Source organism: Micromonospora sp. NBC_01739 (assembly GCF_035920385.1).
In the GTDB taxonomy this organism is placed as follows: domain Bacteria; phylum Actinomycetota; class Actinomycetes; order Mycobacteriales; family Micromonosporaceae; genus Micromonospora.
The window spans coordinates 756,768-770,016 of record NZ_CP109151.1 but is presented as its reverse complement, the minus strand read 5'-3'; the positions used below and the strand labels follow the sequence as shown (position 1 = coordinate 770,016).

12 protein-coding genes and 4 pseudogenes are annotated in these 13,249 nt (G+C 65.9%); 9 read left to right on the top strand and 7 right to left on the bottom strand.

Going from position 1 to position 13,249, the window contains the following annotated elements:
• Nucleotides 1–339 precede the first annotated feature (339 nt).
• Entirely contained in the window at nucleotides 340–546 is a 207-nt protein-coding gene (locus OIE53_RS03455; protein ID WP_327025103.1) for a hypothetical protein, read from the top strand.
• A gap of 514 nt (nucleotides 547–1,060) precedes the next feature.
• Here OIE53_RS03455 and OIE53_RS03450 read toward each other — a convergent pair.
• Together OIE53_RS03450 and OIE53_RS03445 are read right to left on the bottom strand one after the other, a co-directional pair.
• Nucleotides 1,061–1,512 (bottom strand): annotated as a pseudogene (locus tag OIE53_RS03450) (SitI3 family protein).
• Nucleotides 1,512–1,826: pseudogene (locus OIE53_RS03445) on the bottom strand (hypothetical protein); the annotation flags it as partial. The pseudogenes OIE53_RS03450 and OIE53_RS03445, both read right to left, overlap by 1 nt.
• A 136-nt stretch (nucleotides 1,827–1,962) precedes the next feature.
• On the opposite strand from OIE53_RS03445, the gene OIE53_RS03440 reads away from it, so the two are divergent.
• Complete coding sequence (locus tag OIE53_RS03440) at nucleotides 1,963–2,544, top strand: hypothetical protein (RefSeq protein WP_327025102.1); 582 nt, start codon at nucleotides 1,963–1,965, stop codon at nucleotides 2,542–2,544.
• 115 nt (nucleotides 2,545–2,659) lie between these two features.
• Here OIE53_RS03440 and OIE53_RS03435 read toward each other — a convergent pair whose 3' ends face one another.
• Nucleotides 2,660–3,961: an MFS transporter gene (locus OIE53_RS03435; protein WP_327025101.1), complete on the bottom strand. Its 1,302-nt coding sequence runs from the start codon at nucleotides 3,959–3,961 to the stop codon at nucleotides 2,660–2,662.
• Between the two features lie 58 nt (nucleotides 3,962–4,019).
• Here OIE53_RS03435 and OIE53_RS03430 point away from each other — a divergent pair, with 58 nt between their 5' ends.
• A complete protein-coding gene (locus OIE53_RS03430) occupies nucleotides 4,020–4,979 on the top strand; it encodes an ArsR/SmtB family transcription factor (RefSeq protein ID WP_327025100.1) in 960 nt (319 codons plus the stop codon).
• A gap of 772 nt (nucleotides 4,980–5,751) precedes the next feature.
• Here the strand turns inward: OIE53_RS03430 and OIE53_RS03425 are convergent.
• From OIE53_RS03425 to OIE53_RS03420, 3 genes and pseudogenes are all read right to left on the bottom strand, one after another.
• Complete coding sequence (locus OIE53_RS03425) at nucleotides 5,752–5,997, bottom strand: DUF6879 family protein (RefSeq protein WP_327025099.1); 246 nt, start codon at nucleotides 5,995–5,997, stop codon at nucleotides 5,752–5,754.
• A 101-nt stretch (nucleotides 5,998–6,098) separates the two neighbouring features.
• Nucleotides 6,099–6,233, bottom strand: a pseudogene (locus tag OIE53_RS28400) (transposase); the annotation flags it as partial.
• A gap of 77 nt (nucleotides 6,234–6,310) precedes the next feature.
• Nucleotides 6,311–6,395, bottom strand: a pseudogene (locus OIE53_RS03420) (transposase); the annotation flags it as partial.
• 306 nt (nucleotides 6,396–6,701) lie between these two features.
• Between OIE53_RS03420 and OIE53_RS03415 the strand changes: the two are divergent.
• Nucleotides 6,702–7,283, top strand: coding sequence for an RNA polymerase sigma factor (locus OIE53_RS03415; protein ID WP_327025098.1), 582 nt, complete (start codon nucleotides 6,702–6,704; stop codon nucleotides 7,281–7,283).
• On the top strand, nucleotides 7,240–8,271 hold the full coding sequence (locus tag OIE53_RS03410) for a CU044_5270 family protein (protein ID WP_327025097.1): 1,032 nt from the start codon (nucleotides 7,240–7,242) through the stop codon (nucleotides 8,269–8,271). The genes OIE53_RS03415 and OIE53_RS03410 overlap by 44 nt, the downstream gene beginning before the upstream one ends.
• Before the next feature lie 65 nt (nucleotides 8,272–8,336).
• Here OIE53_RS03410 and OIE53_RS03405 read toward each other — a convergent pair whose 3' ends face one another.
• Nucleotides 8,337–8,999, bottom strand: a complete 663-nt coding sequence (locus tag OIE53_RS03405) for a hypothetical protein (protein WP_327025096.1) — start codon at nucleotides 8,997–8,999, stop codon at nucleotides 8,337–8,339.
• Nucleotides 9,000–9,503: 504 nt separating this feature from the next.
• On the opposite strand from OIE53_RS03405, the gene OIE53_RS03400 reads away from it, so the two are divergent.
• From OIE53_RS03400 to OIE53_RS03385, 4 genes are all read left to right on the top strand, one after another.
• Nucleotides 9,504–10,487: an ISAs1 family transposase gene (locus OIE53_RS03400; RefSeq protein ID WP_327025095.1), complete on the top strand. Its 984-nt coding sequence runs from the start codon at nucleotides 9,504–9,506 to the stop codon at nucleotides 10,485–10,487.
• 49 nt (nucleotides 10,488–10,536) lie between these two features.
• Nucleotides 10,537–11,705 (top strand): IS3 family transposase gene (locus OIE53_RS03395; RefSeq protein WP_327022543.1). Its coding sequence is split into 2 segments (ribosomal slippage): nucleotides 10,537–10,821 and nucleotides 10,824–11,705, totalling 1,167 coding nucleotides; the frame shifts between segments, so codons are not numbered across the junction.
• A 117-nt stretch (nucleotides 11,706–11,822) separates the two neighbouring features.
• A complete protein-coding gene (locus OIE53_RS03390; protein WP_327025094.1) occupies nucleotides 11,823–11,948 on the top strand; it encodes a hypothetical protein in 126 nt (41 codons plus the stop codon).
• Nucleotides 11,949–12,230: 282 nt separating this feature from the next.
• Complete coding sequence (locus OIE53_RS03385; RefSeq protein WP_327025092.1) at nucleotides 12,231–13,040, top strand: metal-dependent hydrolase; 810 nt, start codon at nucleotides 12,231–12,233, stop codon at nucleotides 13,038–13,040.
• Nucleotides 13,041–13,249: the final 209 nt, after the last annotated feature.

Below are 13,249 nucleotides of genomic sequence, written 5' to 3'. Positions count from 1 at the left end.
GGGACCTCTTCATCCCGCGCGCCCTCGCTGACCATCGGCACCCTGGCAGGAACCGCCGTCACCTACATGCGGCGTACCCCGACGAACGACGTAGATAGAAGATTCCCACCGAACCGGAAACCATCTGGTGCCCGGCAGCCGATCACATCGCGGCTACTCCGGGTGCTCGGACGGCGTCTGGTTGGATCACCCTGGCGGGGCTCTGGCGTGACTGGATGGTTAACCAGGCAGTCGGTGCCGACTCGGGTCGGCCTGCCCGCTACCGTCTGCGTATCGCGGCGGCCACGCTTCCAGATCCGCCGCGAACAGCCCAGTCCTGAACAGCACGAGGAGACACCGATGACCGACGCCACCAGCGACGCCGATCCCACCGCTGACGCCGAAGCGGAAACCGAGGAGCAGCCACAGCCCTTCGAGAACCGGGCGGCACGCCGGTCCAAGGGCAAGCCCACCGCCAACCACACCGGGGGTACCGCGAGCCGCGCCCACGGCCGTTCCGGCACGGTGCAGAGTCCTCGCCAGTACGGCAACCGTCGAAGCGGCTGACTTCGGACCTCCTGGTAACGGCCGTGTTGTAGCTGCGGCCGCTACCGGCGTCTAGCCGCAGCCGCAGGTTCATTGCAGGACGGTTAAGGCGAGCCACTCGGGTGACGCTGAGGGCACGGTCAGTCCCGGCGCTGTTCCAACAGCAGACTCGACTCGGCAGAAACCTGCGTCGGCCGCCGGGCGCCACGACACATAACCGCCATGTTGTCGCTCCTTGTCGCTGCAGCTACTCCAGCCGGGCTGCGACGCGACCAGCGGTGGAGGCGGTTGTTTCACACCATGGTGGGTGTCCGGCTCCGTGACCGGGATGCCCGAACGGCGAAAACGGTGACGACTGCCGCCGTCGAAGGCCACCCGGCCCAGCCCACGCTGGTACGCACATAGTGATCTGCTCAACGACGCCCGTCACCGATCCGTGGGTTCAGCGGTGAGCCGCGGCACGATTAGCCGCCCGCATCGTCGAGACCGGCCGCCAACCGCGAGCCAGGGTGATGGACCTGGCATGCGGTGCAGGTCAGCCGGTGAAGGAACGGTCGAGGTGGTAGTGGTGCCACCAGTCCGGGCGGTAGGTGTGGACAACGCCGTCGGCTCGGGTCAGGAGAAGGTAGTTGCCGTCCTGCACCAGGGCCGCGTCCTCCTCGCGGCCGGCGAGGACCCTCCTGACCGCCGCCATCATGTTGGGGATTCCCGTCTCGACGATGTCGTCGGCCCGCATGGAAAAGTCACGGAAACGTACGACGTGGGTGCCCATTCCCAGCGGGCCTCGCCGTCGGTTTCGGCCTCCCAGTAGCCGTTCGTTCCGGGGCGGACGGTGATGGCGTAGCCGCGTTGCTCGTACAGACGGGCGGAGAAAAGGGCCGGGTTCGACGCTGGACGTGGGACTTCGCGGGGGTCGGCAGCGGTCAGCGCAGCTACCTCTGCCACGGGCGGGTCACCGGCCAGGACCAGGCGGAACTCCACGGCCATCAGGACGCCCTCTCAGTCTCACGGACGATCTGACGGATCGTACCGTCGCGGGTGACCACCGCCAGTTCCTTCAACCCGCCGATCGGCCACTTGTCGAACTGCCGCCGCAAAGCCGCCACGTCACCCTCCCAATCCTTCAAGTTCAGCACCACCCGCTGCGTCTGCTCATCGTCGACCTTCTCCCGGACCTGACTCCACACGTTGCGCACCGACGTCCGGGCCTGCGGCGAGTAACAGTCGAAGACGTGCCCCTCGATGAGATAGTCGGGGTCCTTGTCCGGGTTACCACGGTCACCGGTACGGTCACGGGCGTTTACGGTGGGCCATAGAGGCCTCCGGTAGGTATGGGCGTCAGCGCCTCACACCTCGCCGGGGTCTCTCCATGGATCAAGCCGACACGCCGTCAAAGACGCTCATGGCCACTACAACTAGCGAACTATTATTCCGACGATGACACTGCAGCCCACTGACGAGCTCTCTGCTGCGGCGTGGCTGTATGCGACCGATGTCGACCCGACGCGGCTGATCACCTTCGGGCCGGCCTCGTTCCCCGCGTACGCACGCCTTCGCTACCTGCCCGATCCGGTCCTTCCGGAGATGCGCGAGTCGGACGTGCGGCTGCCATCTCGCCGATCTACTGAGATCGACATAGCCCGAACAGCGTTGGAGGCCCTCGCCGACTACAGCTCCTCCACGCGCGACTGCTATGTCTGCGTATGGGAGGGCGGCGCGACGTTCCGGAATCCCGCACTGACTGCCGGACCCATGCTGGACCTTCCGCACCGGCGATACGTCCTGTTCACCGGCACCCTGGACGACTTGATGGGGTGGAGCGACTTGTTCGACTCCGAAGTTTACTCAGCGCCGGCATTCGTCTGGCCTGCGGATCATGCGTGGTGTTTCGCCAGCGACGTCGACCCTCATTGGGCCGGCATCGGAGCCGACCGTGGGGTTGTCGACCGCCTCGTCGCAAACAGGAACCTTGACGTGGTGCATGCGGACCCGGAAGAGCGGCAGCCGACGTACTACTGACAGCCATTTTCATCGTGCGTAGCGGTTGGCTTCGACGTGGTGCAGGACGAGGACCGGATCGTGGGTCGGACCGGTGGGTCCAACTGAGGATTGACCCCGCCGGGGTGGCTGGAAGTCAGAAGTGATGTGGCTGGGCCGGCGCAGGTTCGTGAGAGGCGGTCGCGCGGGCTTCCACCCGTTGGAATTCGGGCGATGTGACCGTTCGTAACGTCGCGGCGAGCACGAGGGCGCAGAGCGCTGCTCCGCCCCAGAAGACCGCTCTGACGTTGATCAGTTCTGCGGTGAAGCCGGCGACCAGAGCTCCGAGCGGCATCGATCCCCAACTGATCAGGCGGCTGACCCCGCTGTAGCGCCCCATCATCTGGTCTGGCACGACGAGCGCCCGCAACGAACTGTAGGTGACGTTCCAGGCGCCGGCGCCGGCACCGCCCAGGAAGGTCGTTACCGCGATCAGCCGGGCGGACGAGGAGATCGCTGGCGCTGCCAGCAGCACGGTGAAACAAGCCATCGACATGGCGAGGACGATCTGCCGCCCTAGCTGGCGGGTGAGCGCGGGCGCGGCGGAGGCGCCCACGACGCCGCCCACGCCCAAGGCGCCGATCAGCATGCCGTACTCCGCGTGGCTCAGGTCCATCGGTCCGGGCGCGACCGCATAGACAACGATGACCGCCATCCAGGCCGCCCAGCATGCGCTTGCCGCGCCGGCCAGCAGCAGCAGGGTCCGCAGAACTCTTTCCCGCCACACGAACTGGAGGCCGGACCACATGTCGGCGCGGAGGCTGGGCGCGCTCGTCGCCGATCTGGAGTAGCGGTTGCTGCGGTAGTGGCCAGTCATGATTGCCAAGGCGAGCAGGGCGCCTGCGTAGCCCAGGCCGCCAGCGCCGAACGCGACGGCCAGTCCGGCGGCGGCCAGCAGGCCACCCAGAGGCGGCCCGATGAACTCGTTGGCCACGGTCTCGGTCGCGGTCAACTTGGCGAACGCGGATTCCATGCGATTGCGAGGCACGACCATCGGCGCGACTGACATCCGAGTTGTGTCGGCGAACACCTCGGCGGTGCCGAGGAGCAGCGCCCCCGCGTACAGGCCGGCCAGCGGCAGCACGTCCGCGAGGACACCGCCCCCGAGCACGGCGAGGACCAGGGCGCGCGCGGCGGCCATCATCATGATCAGGCGCCGACGGTCGACCCGGTCGGCGAGCACGCCGGCGGGCAGTGAGAACAACAGCCAGGGCAGAGTGTTGGCTACGCTGATACCAGCGACCAGAGCAGGAGAGTCCGTCATCGAGACGGTCACCAGGGGCAGGGTCAGCTTGACGACGCCGTCGGCCAGGTTTGTGACCGCGGCACCGGCCCACAGAGCCCTGAAGTTTCGCGCGCTCACGGTCGTCGGGTCACTTGGCTGGGTGTCACTCTGCATGGCCAGGAGCTTGGGGTATCGCCTAGTGCCACCCCAGAGTTTCGACTGGAGGCGAAACGTGGCGGTCTTCTTGGTCGACACCGAGGTGATGGTGCAGGCGCGTTTTGGCACGTCACAGCTCACAGAGACGTTGGGAGCGCTCAATATCCTGCGCCGAGGCCAGCCGCTTCCGTGGCACCGGGTCTGGCGGGACCAGCATGTCGACGCCTTCCACGGCTATCTCGACGGCGACCCGGTGACCGCAGCTATCGTGGCGCACGCAATCTCGTCCTCCTGGATGGCTGACTTCCTGACGGTGCCGCCCGCCCGCCCGAACATGACGCTGGACGACGAACTTGTGGAGCTGGAGTCGCTGTCGGACGAACGCATCCGTGATGATCTGGCCCGCGTACGTTCCCCGCTGGCCCCGGAGTTGCGCGGTACCGGGTTAGCGAGACGGACGGCCACTCTGTTGCGCTGGGTCTGGCACCACACGGTCGAGGTGGAATGGCCGCGCCGGCAGTCGGTATTGCGCGCCGACGTGGTGTCCCGGATCTCCCGGCTGGGCAGAGACGGATGGTCCGGGGTCATCAACGACATGCGTCCGGGCATGCGGTGGCTCGGCGACGGCCGGCTACAGGTCCAAGAGCGGCCCTATCCACCGTGCGACGTGCGGGGCGGAGAGCTGACGTTCTTCGCGGCCCACTGCCGGGGAGGCTGGGTCTCGTGGAGGTTGCCCGACCGCTTCGGGATTGTCTATCCGGTGACGGGGATCTTCACCGAGGCGGCTCCCGGCACACCGGATCCCCTGCGCCGCCTGCTCGGGAATGCGCGGAGCAGGATTCTGGTGCAGGCGGCTGAGCCGGTCAGCACCACGGCCGTGGTCGCCGCGACCGGACTCCCGCTCGGCACGGTCGGTGGTCACCTGCGCGTACTAACGGAGGCCGGTCTGCTGAAGAAGCGCCGGTCAGGCCGGGAAGTCCTCTACTGGTGGACGGATACAGCCCGGATGCTCGTGGCCGGAGCCTCAACGTTCTGACGAGGGATCGGCGTGTCGACGTGATCTTCGCCGTTGATCGTTGTACGCCATTCACGGTCTGTACCGGCTGGAGCGACATCGGCCGAATTGCTGCGAACCGTCCTGCGCGATCGATCGGGCGGCGGCTTCCTACTGTGCGTCGGGGTCGCCGCGTAGCCTTCATTCCGGGGTGCTCCAGCCTGGAGTGTTGGTGATCTAGGAACCCCAAGTGACCACGGAACCCTGGGAGGTTCCGAACCGGAAAATGTGGATTAAGTGAGCAAATAGGACTGCATCTGTCAATGAGTCATATCGCTGGATCGCTATAAGTGCTGCTCATTAACTGCTGCGCCCGGCCACCGAGCCGGGCGAGGATCGCGCGGCGCCCGGCCATCGCGCCGGGCGAGGATCGCAACCGCTCGGCGACGGTCCACTGATACACCGTGGACGCTGGCTGTCACGACGCCCGACAAGCGGACAAGGGTCTGTTCGCGGTTGACGAATCGGGGCACGTCGAGAGGAAGCTGACGAGGAGGCGGTGGGGGCGCTGTCGCGCGTCCGGGCAGGTTGATTCCGCCGTACACCGTGCCGGTTGGACGACGGACTGGGCGTCGCGTCGCCGGACGACTCGTTGTGCACCGGGTATGCGCGGCTTTCCCTCCTCGCCGACGTCGAGGTGCCGGCTACGGGGGACTGAGCTGGAGTTCGCCCGAGTACTGCCGGTAGGGGATCGATCCGGCGACGGTGGCGTCCCGCCACAGGTTTGCTTGCACGATCTTGGCGGGCTCGGTGATCAGCTCGCCGGGACGAACCGCCCTGCCTCGTCGTAGTACATGGCGACGATTCGAGAGGGGTCGAACAGCCAGTAGTCGTAGTGCGGCAGCGCAGCCGGCCAGTCGTCGCCGGACACCACGATGAGGCGGACGTCCTCGCCGGCTTCGACAGTGTGCTCGTAGGGCCAGCCACATTCGAACCGGACGTAGTCCGACAGCGGCTCGGTGACGACGTGGACTCGGTGCATACGCTTGCCGGCGGACACCGCAGCCCGCACCGTGTCGCACCAGTCCGCAATCCCGGAAACGCACCGCGCCTCTCCCCCGCCAGCAGGGCGGTTGCGTAGTCGGATGGCGCGGCCTCTGAGACGATGAATCGTTTGCGGCCGTTGATCTTCTTGCCGGCGTCGTAGCCGCGACTGTCGGTGCCGACAGTGTCGGCCGCTTTGACGCTCTGGGAGTCGATGATCCCGGCGGACGGCTGCGGGTTGCGGCCCTGGCTGAGGCGGACCTGTTCACGGAGGTGGTCGAGGATGCGTGGGGTGACTATCTCCTGTTCCCACCGGACGAAGTACCAGTAGACGGTCTGCCATGGCGGGAAGTCCGCCGGGAGTTGCCGCCAGGAGCAGCAGGTACGCACGACGTAGAGGATCGCGTCCACGAGGGGTACCGACGCTTACGAGGCACGCCGAAGGCAACCAGGCATCCACGATCATCAGCCGCACACCGAGTCCGCCACGCCCCTTCTCAAACACTCACTTACATCAGGAAGGACACAGTCGTGACCACGGCCGTGGCCGCCGAACCCGTCCACGTCGATGTGATCGCCGCACTTTTTGCAGAGTTGGCCCGGGGTCGGCATGGACGGCGAGGCATCCGATCATAAGAATTTTCTCCTGGAGGGGTAACGGCGGGGCCTTGGCTGACACAAGCAGTAGTAGTTGTTTCCAAGCGTGAGTCAGGAGGCCGGATGGGGCCGTCGGGTGAGCGTGGCGAGGACTGGTTCACCGACCTGTACGCCACCCACTACCAGGACATAGTGAGATACGGGCTTCGCCGCACCGCGGGCATGGATGACTCGGTGGAAGTCGCGCAAGAGGTGTTCGTGGTGGCATGGCAGCGTCGCGTCGATGTCCCCCAGCACGGCCTGCCGTGGCTGTACGGGGTAGCCAGGCGGGTTCTCGCCAACCGGTGGCGCAGTCGCCGCGGCAGACCCATCGTCACCTCGATGATCGATCTCCCTCAACATCAGGCGGATACCCAGAACCCGGAGTCGGCCGGAGACCTGCTGGATCTGATCAACGCCCTACAAAGCCTCAGCGAGACCGACCAGGAGATCTTGCGATTGATCGGGTGGGAGGAGCTGACGCTGGCAGAGGCAGCTGTCGTGCTCAGCTGCAGCCGACCTACCGCGGGTGTGCGTCTGCACCGCGCGCGTTGGCGGCTGCGAAACGCGATGGGAACAACCTCGTCAGTCAAGAACACGCAAATCCCGGGAGGGAAGAACGATGAACACGCCGCAGCAGCTACGGGACCTTCTCGGTCCGGCTGACCCCGCCCAACGTATGGCGCTGGTGGAGCCAACGCTATCGGCTGGCCAGGTCATCGCCCGCGCCGAGCGCGGTGATCCGTCCCCGTCACGCCCGAGGGCCACTCGATCCCGTCGACGTGCTGTTCTGGTGGCTGCACCTGCCTTTGCCGCCGTGTTGCTCGCCGGTTCGGTCGCCGTTGTGCTCGGGCGGCCGTCGGCAGATCCGAATGTGCTACCGCTGCCTCCGCAGGCCGGGCCCGCCGTCGCTGGCACCGTCCTCACACCGATCTCCTACGAGATCAGAGACGCGGCTCCCGACGCGGCTCCCGCGCTGCGCAATCTGGCAGCCAGTATCACGGCCGCAGACCATGACGCGAAGTCGGACGGCTACGTGTACCACCATCTGCGGTCGTGGGGAGCGACGCGGGCACTGGGTCCGGACAATCGGCAGATGGGTCTAGCACGGGAGGCTTGGACATGGTCCGACTCTCGCGGGACAGGTGAGAGTCGGGTGAGGGACCTTCAACCCGAGTTCCCGGATGAGGAGTCCCGACGTTACTGGGAGTCGATCTTGGCTAGCAGTGGTGCGAACTCGGGCTCGGCCGGGCCCGTCGTTGCCTCGTCCGGAGCGGTGGGAGCCCGGGAACCTCTTGATCCGGGCGATCTGGCCTCCATGCTCCGGACCGATTCGGGCGCCCCAGCAGTGGCGAAGGCTGTCAACGAGCTCTACCGCGTGCACGTGGTGCCGCTGGCGATTCGTAGCAAAATCATCGAAACGCTCGCTGATGTCCAGGGATTCCAGTGGCGCGGAGCGGTGACTGACCGAGCGGGACGTCAGGGCGTCGCCGTGACTACAGACGACAGGCAGCACGGCTTCCAGATGGTCCTGGTCTTCGATCCGAGGACCGGTGACTTGTTGGCGCACGAGAACGTCCGCCTCGCAACTCCACAACAGGTGGTTGCCTACAACCTTTTCCTCGAATACGACCGCCGCTCGTCTATAGGATAATGAAGGAAACAGTGCGTGGGCTTTCCTGCTTCGGAAAGCCCACGCACTGTCAGCGAAAGGTGTCGTCAGCTGGTGCAGACGTGGACTCCGTCGATGATGTCGTTAATGTTGCCGTTCGGGCTATAGCGGAGATTGGAAACGCGTTGGTACGCGTAGCTAGTCAGAACGTTCGACCAACTACTTCCAGTGTAGTTGTAGAAGTAGGTGGCCGTACCAGGCGTCTGGTTGTTGTCGAACATTGAGATGCGATCGTTCCACTTCGGCCCCGAGGTGCCAGTGCCGACCCAGGCGCCGTCCGGGTACCGCATCCCGCCCAGATTGATCAGGCTTCCTGAGGGCTGACAGTCATAGAATCCGAGCCCTGCACCGAAATCGTCGACAAGCGCGTGCTCCCACACGCAAAGGTAGTAGTAGTCGCAGATATCGGCGGCAGCACGCGCGTTGTTGGCGCTGCCGTCGCTGGGCGGCAGGATTACGTCGACGCCCGGAGCGATGTTGACCACGCCCGCGCGCACCTGCTTCGCGTCAGGGTTAGCACGAAGAATGTCCTTAACGGTCAGCTCGCCGTTGGTTGGTGCCGTCGTAGAGCCTTGGTCGGGTAGCGAGGGACCCGGACTTGGATCTGCGCTTGCCGCCGAAAGGCTGCTCGATGCGGCAAGTAGGGTGGCAACAGAGATGGCGGCAGTAAAACTTCCGAAACGGCGCAGCGCGATTCTCCGGGCCTTCATGCGGGCCTCCCTTTCAAGGTTGTACCGACGGTTCGTTAAGTAGCTGATGCCACTTGCGATAGAAAGATCCTCACAAGCCCCGGCAGAAGCGTCAAGTAACCATCTCGTGACTGTAAGTTATGTCGCGAAGGTAAATGACTTACCACAATGGCGTTCGACCAGTCCAGGTCGAACGCCGCCCAACACGAAGCGTGATGCATCGATGGACGTGAGCTATCTCTCGGTGAATAAGGTTGCGAGATAAGGATTGGGCGTGGTCGTCACGCGGATCCCCTGCTCCTCTGCCCACGGCCGTTTGAAGATCACTTCGTGAGTTCGAGGATGGCGAATGGTCTGGTCATGTGACGACTGGCCCAGCGGGTCAGGGCCCCGGCCAAGTCGTGAGAGGTGTCTGGGTTGAGGTGGTTGGCGTAGACGCGCCCTTGGTGTGGGCAGCAGGGCGGGCATGACGTTCCAGAAGATCATCGAGGTTCTCGAGGCCTGTTGATCTACCTGAAGTGAACCATGCCCGCGCTGTCACCATCGCTGATCTCATCGTTGTCGACCGCACCACCCAGGGCATCTGCGGTGGCCTCGGCTGCCGGCCTGCTCACGGCGTTGGGTTCCCTGCCCGATCCACGTGCCCGGCGTGGAGTCCGGCATGCTCTGGTAACCGTGGTCGCGGCGGCGGTCTGCGCGGTCGTCGCTGGTTACCGCTCGTATGCGGCGATCGGTGAATGGGTCGCTGATCTACCCGCTGATACCGCGGCTGTGCTCGGGATCGACCCTGGCCGGCGGCCGTCAGAGGCCATGATCCGCAGGCTGTTGCAAACCCTGGACGCCGACCGGTTGGCCATGGTGATCGGAGCCTGGCTCGCCACACAGCTGCCCGCGCCGTCGGCGGGAACACCCCGGGCGATCGCCGTGGACGGCAAGACGCTACGCGGCTCCCGGACCGGCGACACCGTCGCCCGGCACGTCCTGGCCGCCGCCGACCAGGCCACCGGTGTCGTGCTGGCCAGCACCGACGTCGACGGCAAGACCAACGAGATCACCCGCTTCGCACCCCTGCTCGACCAACTCGGCGACCTCGGCGAGGTCGTGGTGACCGCCGACGCCCTGCACTGCCAGCGTGAACACGTCGCCTACCTCGCCGAACGCGGCGCCCATTGGATTCTCACCGTGAAGGGCAACCAGCCCAGCCTGCACGCCCAATTGGCCCGCTTGCCCTGGCGAGGCGTTCCCGACCCCACCCGTGACAGCGACCGTGGTCATGGCCGCCGGGAGATCCGCACCCTGAAGATCCTGTCCATCTCCACCGGGATCGACTTCCCCCACGCCGCCCAAGCACTGCAGATCCGACGCCGCCGCCGGCGCCTCGACCAGCCGAAACGCTTCACCACCGAAACCGTCTACGCCATCACCGACCTACTCGTTCACCAAGCCAGGCCGGAGCACCTCGCAGGGTGGATCCGCGGTCACTGGTCGATGGGTCTGCTGCACCGATAGGTGACATCTGAGTTGGCTTGCCTTGTTGGCGGGCTGGAAGGATGTCGCTGTGCCCAAGCCCTACCCCCGAGAGTTCCGTGACGACGTCGTGCGGGTTGCTCGTGACCGTGACCCGGGCGTGACGGTGGAGCAGATCGCGAAGGACTTCGGGGTCCATCCGATGACGTTGTTCAAGTGGCTGCGCCAGGCCGACATCGACGAGGGCGTCAAGCCGGGTGTGAGCAGCAGCGATTCGGCCGAGCTGCGGGAGGCCCGTAAGCGGATCAAGCTCCTCGAACAGGAGAACGAGGTCCTGCGCCGGGCGGCGGCCTACTTGTCGCAGGCGAACCTGCCGGGAAAAGGCTCTACCCGCTCGTGAACGAGCTGGCCGCCGACGGGATCCCCGTGGCGGTGACGTGCCGGGTACTGAACATCGCTCGACAGCCCTACTACCGGTGGCTTGCCCGCCCGGTCACCGACGCCGAACTGGCCGAGGCATACCGGGCGGACGCGTTGTTCGACGCCCATCGTGATGACCCGGAGTTCGGCTATCGGTTCCTGGCCGATGAAGCCCGCGCTGCCGGACGACCGATGACCGAGCGCACCGCGTGGAAGATCTGCTCCGGCATGGGCTGGTGGAGCGTGTACAGCCGCAAGCGGCGGCGGGGCAAGGGCGGCAGGCCGGGCCCACCGGTGCACGACGACCTCGTGAAGCGTGACTTCACCGCCAGCGGCCCGAACCAGCTCTGGTTGGCGGACATCACCGAACACCGCACCGGTGAGGGCAAGCTCTACCTGTGCGCGATCAAGGACATGTGGTCGAACCGGATCGTCGGCTACTCCATCGACTCGACAATGAAGTCGCGGCTGGCCGTGACCGCCCTGCACAACGCCGCCGCCCGCCGCGGTGACCTGGCCGGCTGCGTGCTGCACACCGACCGCGGGTCGCAGTTTCGCAGCCGGAAGTTCGTCCGCGCCCTCCACCGCCACCAGATGCTCGGGTCGATGGGCAGAGTCGGCGCCGCCGGCGACAACGCCGCCATGGAATCGTTCTTCGGCCTGCTGCAGAACAACGTCCTCGACCGGCGATCATGGGCCACCCGCGAGCAACTACGGATCGCGATCGTGACCTGGATCGAACGGACCTACCACCGCCGCCGACGCCAACGATCCCTGTCCCGGTTGACCCCCATCGAGTACGAGACCATCATGACCCCACCGGCCAGTCAGGCCGCGTGACTACACCTGTCACCTATCGGTGCAGCAGACCCGATCGAGAACAAGGTCCACTGGGTCCGCGACGTCACCTACGACGAAGACCGATCCCAGATCCGCATCGGCACCGGACCCCAAGTCATGGCATCCCTACGCAACGCCGCCATCGGCGCCCTACGCCTGACCGGCGTCACCAACATCGCCGCCGCCAACCGCCACCACGCCCGCGACAGCAACCGACCACTGGCCCTACTCGGCATCACCTGAGGACTTTGCCGGGGCCCTGGGTAGCAGAAGGACTCTCCATGCGTTGAGCGTTGCCGGGACTCCTGACACGCACAACGCGAAGGGCGGCACGCCGCGTCCCATGGCCGACACAGGGCTCTGGCGAGCCCGTTCCGACTGCCATAATCCCTGGTGGTCGGCTCGGTCTCCGGACCACGCTCCGATGTCGTCCCTTGTGGACGTCGCAGTGATGCCCCTGCGGCGGTGCGGCGAACTACAGTGACGTAGTTTTGGCGCTCAAGATCCCTGGGGAGGGCAACCGAGATGATGGGACCGTCGCACGCGCTGTCGGGCGCGGCGGTATGGCTGAGCGGGTCCTGGGCGCTACAGCAGTTCTACGACTACGAGCAGTCTCCATTGGCTCTCGCCGTGGGCACCGCTGTCTGTGCCGGTGGGGCGTTGCTGCCCGACCTCGACCTGTCCGGCAAGGTGACCCGGAACAAGGGCGGCGCGACGGTGGCCCGTACCTTCGGTGTCTTCTCGCTGTTTATCGCCGAGGTGGTGGAGAAGATCTCGCTGGGCGTCTACTACGCCACCAAGCTCAGCCGCGACCCGAAACGCACAAACGGCCACCGTACGCTGACCCACACCATTCCGTTCACCGTGCTGCTCGGCTGGGGCACCACCACGCTGTGCGCGACGTACGGCAAGTGGGCGGTCATCGGGATCCTGTTCTTCATGATCGGCCTGGCGCTGCGCGGCCTGTTCGACAAGTGGGCCGAGCGCGCCGGCTGGGTGATCGTCACCCTGGTTTCGGCCGGCGCGGCCGCCTTCACCGCCGCGAACCTGCCCGGCGATCGGGGGTACCCGATGATCGGCCTGGCGGTCGGCGTGGGTGCCTTCGTGCACATCCTCGGCGACATGATCACCAGGGCCGGGGTGCCGATCCTCTGGCCGATTCCGATCAAGCGCCGCATGTGGACGCCGATCAGCCTGCCCGACAAGATCGCCTTGCGGGCCGGCGGGCGCACCGAGGTGGCCATCGTCCGCCCCGCACTGACCGTCGTCTCGATCCTGGCCTCGATCGGCCTGCTAGCCCCCTCCCTGCTCAACAAGTTCAACATCGACGCCTAACCCGCCCAACTCCCACCCCCACCCCACCCCCCGGCCAAACCCCCGAAGTGGTTGACCATGAGGTTGACGGCGAAGTTGATCTCCCTGACTGCCGCTAACCTCATGATCAACGGGGCGGGGGGTCCATTCGTGGTTGCCTATTGACGGGGGTGTGATCGGTGGCCTACGTTCGTCGAACCGTTTCGACTAACCGCTTCGACGGGGTAGGC

What these genes read in the sequence shown, in the direction of transcription:
- OIE53_RS03385 (WP_327025092.1), top strand. Translation starts at nt 12,231, where the DNA reads ATGATGGGACCGTCGCACGCGCTGTCGGGCGCGGCGGTATGGCTGAGC.
- OIE53_RS03390 (WP_327025094.1), top strand. Translation starts at nt 11,823, where the DNA reads ATGGCATCCCTACGCAACGCCGCCATCGGCGCCCTACGCCTGACCGGC.
- OIE53_RS03405 (WP_327025096.1), bottom strand. Translation starts at nt 8,999, where the DNA reads ATGAAGGCCCGGAGAATCGCGCTGCGCCGTTTCGGAAGTTTTACTGCC.
- OIE53_RS03400 (WP_327025095.1), top strand. Translation starts at nt 9,504, where the DNA reads ATGCCCGCGCTGTCACCATCGCTGATCTCATCGTTGTCGACCGCACCA.
- OIE53_RS03455 (WP_327025103.1), top strand. Translation starts at nt 340, where the DNA reads ATGACCGACGCCACCAGCGACGCCGATCCCACCGCTGACGCCGAAGCG.
- OIE53_RS03435 (WP_327025101.1), bottom strand. Translation starts at nt 3,961, where the DNA reads ATGCAGAGTGACACCCAGCCAAGTGACCCGACGACCGTGAGCGCGCGA.
- OIE53_RS03410 (WP_327025097.1), top strand. Translation starts at nt 7,240, where the DNA reads ATGAACACGCCGCAGCAGCTACGGGACCTTCTCGGTCCGGCTGACCCC.
- OIE53_RS03415 (WP_327025098.1), top strand. Translation starts at nt 6,702, where the DNA reads ATGGGGCCGTCGGGTGAGCGTGGCGAGGACTGGTTCACCGACCTGTAC.
- OIE53_RS03440 (WP_327025102.1), top strand. Translation starts at nt 1,963, where the DNA reads ATGACACTGCAGCCCACTGACGAGCTCTCTGCTGCGGCGTGGCTGTAT.